The sequence below is a fragment of the Tsukamurella soli genome (assembly GCF_039541155.1).
Classification (GTDB): domain Bacteria; phylum Actinomycetota; class Actinomycetes; order Mycobacteriales; family Mycobacteriaceae; genus Tsukamurella; species Tsukamurella soli.
Window position 1 is genome coordinate 1 of the sequence record NZ_BAABFR010000197.1, and the last position, 3474, is coordinate 3474.

5 protein-coding genes are annotated in these 3474 nt (G+C 69.5%); 4 read left to right on the plus strand and 1 reads right to left on the minus strand.

Annotated elements, in window-relative coordinates:
• The first annotated feature begins 658 nt into the window (after nt 1-658).
• Both ABD908_RS26860 and ABD908_RS26865 read left to right on the plus strand, forming a co-directional pair.
• Nucleotides 659-1093, plus strand: a complete 435-nt coding sequence (locus tag ABD908_RS26860) for a hypothetical protein (protein WP_345001891.1) — start codon at nt 659-661, stop codon at nt 1091-1093.
• A gap of 76 nt (nt 1094-1169) precedes the next feature.
• Entirely contained in the window at nt 1170-2111 is a 942-nt protein-coding gene (locus ABD908_RS26865) for a type IV toxin-antitoxin system AbiEi family antitoxin domain-containing protein (RefSeq protein ID WP_345001893.1), read from the plus strand.
• 5 nt (nt 2112-2116) lie between these two features.
• Here ABD908_RS26865 and ABD908_RS26870 read toward each other — a convergent pair whose 3' ends face one another.
• A complete protein-coding gene (locus ABD908_RS26870) occupies nt 2117-2773 on the minus strand; it encodes a DedA family protein (protein WP_345001895.1) in 657 nt (218 codons plus the stop codon).
• A 57-nt stretch (nt 2774-2830) separates the two neighbouring features.
• Here ABD908_RS26870 and ABD908_RS26875 point away from each other — a divergent pair, with 57 nt between their 5' ends.
• Together ABD908_RS26875 and ABD908_RS26880 are read left to right on the plus strand one after the other, a co-directional pair.
• Nucleotides 2831-3247: a TIGR02611 family protein gene (locus ABD908_RS26875; RefSeq protein WP_345001897.1), complete on the plus strand. Its 417-nt coding sequence runs from the start codon at nt 2831-2833 to the stop codon at nt 3245-3247.
• On the plus strand, nt 3214-3474 hold a 261-nt coding region (locus tag ABD908_RS26880), incomplete at its 3' end, for a hypothetical protein (protein ID WP_345001899.1). The genes ABD908_RS26875 and ABD908_RS26880, both read left to right, overlap by 34 nt.

Below are 3474 nucleotides of genomic sequence, written 5' to 3' on the forward strand. Positions count from 1 at the left end.
ACTCCTTGGCTCACAGAACGACATGGCTACGATCCGACTTGGCGCACCGTGACGCTGGCGGCCCTCGTGGTGCTGGCTGTGCTCGCGCTGGTGGTCGCGGTGTCGGTGCTGCGCGGCGGTGCGGGCGGCATCGGCGGCCTCGGGTCGTCGGGCGGTGGCAGCGCGGTGGCCGCCGAGTCGGTGCAACTGGTCGACTTCAGTTCGAGTCCCGATTCGAGCCGACACATCGACAACGTGCTCACCGGCGACTCGCCGTCGTGGCGCACCGCGACCTACCTGTCCGGCCCGCAGTTCGGCAACCTCAAGTCGGGGATCGGGCTGCTGTTCACCTTGGCGCGCGCGGTCACGCTGACCGGCGGTGAGATCCGCTCCCCGAGCGCAGGGTCGACGGTCGAGGTGCGCACCGCGTCGTCGTCCGACCTGTCGTCGCTGAGCGGCACGAACGTGGTGTGGTCGGGAACGTTGCAGGACGGGCGGACCTCGTTCGCGGCCGGCGGCGGGTCGTCGACGCAGTACGTGCTCGTCTGGATCACCGGCCTGGCCGGGCATGGCCACGACTGGTCGACGACGGTCGAGGAGGTCTCCTTCCGGGGGAGGTGACCTGCGCACCAAGTCGGGTCCTAGCGCCTGGCAAGGGGGCGGGCGTTACCTTGACCGCGTGAGCCAGTCGTTTCCCCCGAACGGGGCCCAGTACCCCGGGGCCCAGTACCCGAATCAGCAGTACCCGAACCAGCAGTACCCGAACCAGTACTCGTACCCGCAGCAGGGCGTCCCCGGACCTGCTAGCCCTGGGCAGGGGTATCCGGGGCAGGGGTATCCACCACGTAGTCATCCCGCCCAGGGCCCGGTGTTTCAGGCGCGGTTCAAGAAGCACACCGGGATGATCGTCCTGGCGCAGTGGCAGACGCGCACCGTGGTGGGATCGTACGAGGACGTGAAGAAGGCCTATCGCGAAGCGCAGACCCACAACCTCGTCGCCGGCTGGTGGGGCCTGATCTCGCTGCTGGTCTACAACTGGATCGCGATCTTCGGCAACATGTCCGAGATGGGTCGCATCAAGAAGCAGGCGCAGGCGGCCGGGATCCCGACCTGACGCGGCCGGGCGAGGCATCCGAGGTCTGCGCAGATTGCTGCGAACAATCGCTGCAGGTGACTATTCGCAGCAATCTGTGAGCGCGGAACCGCAGCCCGAGCCGGTGCGTCTAACTGATGTGGGGCAGACGGGGGAGATTGCGGCGATTCTGGCGGCGCAGGACGGGATCATTACCGTCGGGCAGGCGTTGGCGGCCGGCTCGACCCGCGGTGCGATCACCGCGCGGGTCAAGCGAGGCGAATGGCAGCGGGTGGGGCGGGCCGTGTATCTGTCTGCGGAGCACCTGTTCACCGAGCGGGCCCGACTGCGCGCGGCAGTCGCTGCTCACAGAGGCGCGGCGGAGGGCGCAGCCGCGGCGTGGTGGCACGGGCTGACTACCGATCTCGACCCGGTCGTCACGGTCGCCATTCCACGAACCGCGCGGACTCGTGCGTATTGCGTGACCCCGGTCCTGGCCCGACGGCGCAACCTACTGCCCGCCGACATCGAGGTCGTCGCGTCGCTCACGGTCACCAGGCGACCGCTGACCCTCCTCGACTGCGCCACCGCGCTGAGTGCTGGGGAGGGGACGCGCCTGATGGATCGCTCGCTGCAGACAGGTGCGGTGACGGTTTCGGGCCTGCGGGCAGCGCTGGAGCGCAACGCCGGTCTCCGCGGGATGGCCGAAGCCCGTCGCATCGTCCAGGTGTGTGAGTCGGACTCGGAGTCCGAGGCCGAGCGCAGGTTCGTGCGCCTGCTGCGTGCCGAAGGCATCACGGGGTGGGTCCAGCAGGTCCGGATCGGTCGGTACCGCTTCGACATCGGGTTTCCCGAGATGGGTGTCGTGATCGAGGTCGACGGGTGGGCGTTCCACCGTGATCAGCGACGTTTCCAAGCGGACCACGACAAGCTCAACGCCGCTGTGCTGGCCGGATGGCTGCCTCTGGCCTTCACGTGGCACGACATCGACTCCGACCCGATCGGCACCGTCGAGACGGTGGTCGCCGCGCTCCGCGAGCGCAGGTGGCACGCGGGGTAGCCGGCCTATGCGTCCTGGGCGGTGCCGTCGGTGATCCGCCGCTGTTCGGCGAACTCGGCGACCTTGCGGTTCATGGTGCGGCGCAGCACCGTCGACGCGAACACCGCGAACACCAGCGCCAGCCCCAACCCCACGTAGCTGAAGTTCTTGAGCCACTTCTCGGCGGCGACGCCGAGGTAGTAGACGAGGTACACCGTGCCGCCGGCCCAGCAGATCCCGCCGGCGATGTTCGCGGCGAAGAAGCGGTGCGCGGGCATCCGGAGTGAGCCGGCGAGGGGGCCGGCGAAGATCCGCAGCAGCGCCACGAACCGGCCGAAGAACACCGCGACCATGCCGTACCGGGCGAACACGTGCTCGGCGTAGGCGATCACGTCGTCGTTCACGTGGTGCGGGAACCACTTGCTCAGCTTGTCGAACAGCTTTGTGCCCCATCGGTGGCCCACCAGGAAGCCGATGCCGTCGCCGACGCATGCGCCGACCACGCCGCAGATCGCCACGGCATGCGGGCTCACCGCGAGCTCGTGCTTGGACGACATCACCGCGGCCGCCACCAGCACGACCTCGCCGGGTATGGGGATGCCGAGACTCTCGACCCCCACCACGGCGGCGGTGAGCACGTACACCAGCCAGATGGGCACGTGCGTCAGGAAGTTGTCGATCACCGTCGCAGGCTACCGTGGGCACAAGGTGGAATGCGCAGACCGGACCGGAGGAGATTCGTGGCGAACGCGCTGCTCGACACCGTGCGGTCGGCGCGGGATCGCGCTCGGGCGACGCGCCACGGTGAGGTGCTGTGGCGGGTAGGGGTGGCCGTCGCGGGCACCGTGGTCCTCGCGGCGGGGGTGATCATGATCCCGTACCCGGGCCCCGGCTGGCTGGTGGTGTTCGCGGGGCTGGGTATCTTGGCGAGCGAATTCGATTGGGCCAAAAGGGTTCTGCGGTTCGCGCGGCGCTACTACGACGCGTTCACGACATGGCTGGGTCGACAGCACATCCTGGTGAAGGGGCTGTTCGGCCTGTTCACGTTCGCCGTGGTCGTGGTGACCCTGTGGGTTCTGGGCGCCATCGGGATGGTGGCCGGGTGGTTCGGGATGCACGAGCAGTGGCTGCAGAGCCCGCTGACGTCGTGGGCCTGACCCGCGCGCAGCTGCTCGACCCCGCGACGGTCCGCGGCGCGGTCCGGCGGCTCGGCGCTGCGCTGCACGCACCCGACGACAGGGTGGCCGGGACCCTGTTCTGGTACTCGCTCTCCGGCGGGCTCGCGCGCCTCGCACTCCTGGGCGGCGGCGACGTCGCGTCCGCGGAGCTGACGGTCACCGTCGGGCCCGGCGCCTGGCCGTCCGGGCCCGACGCGCCCGCAGCG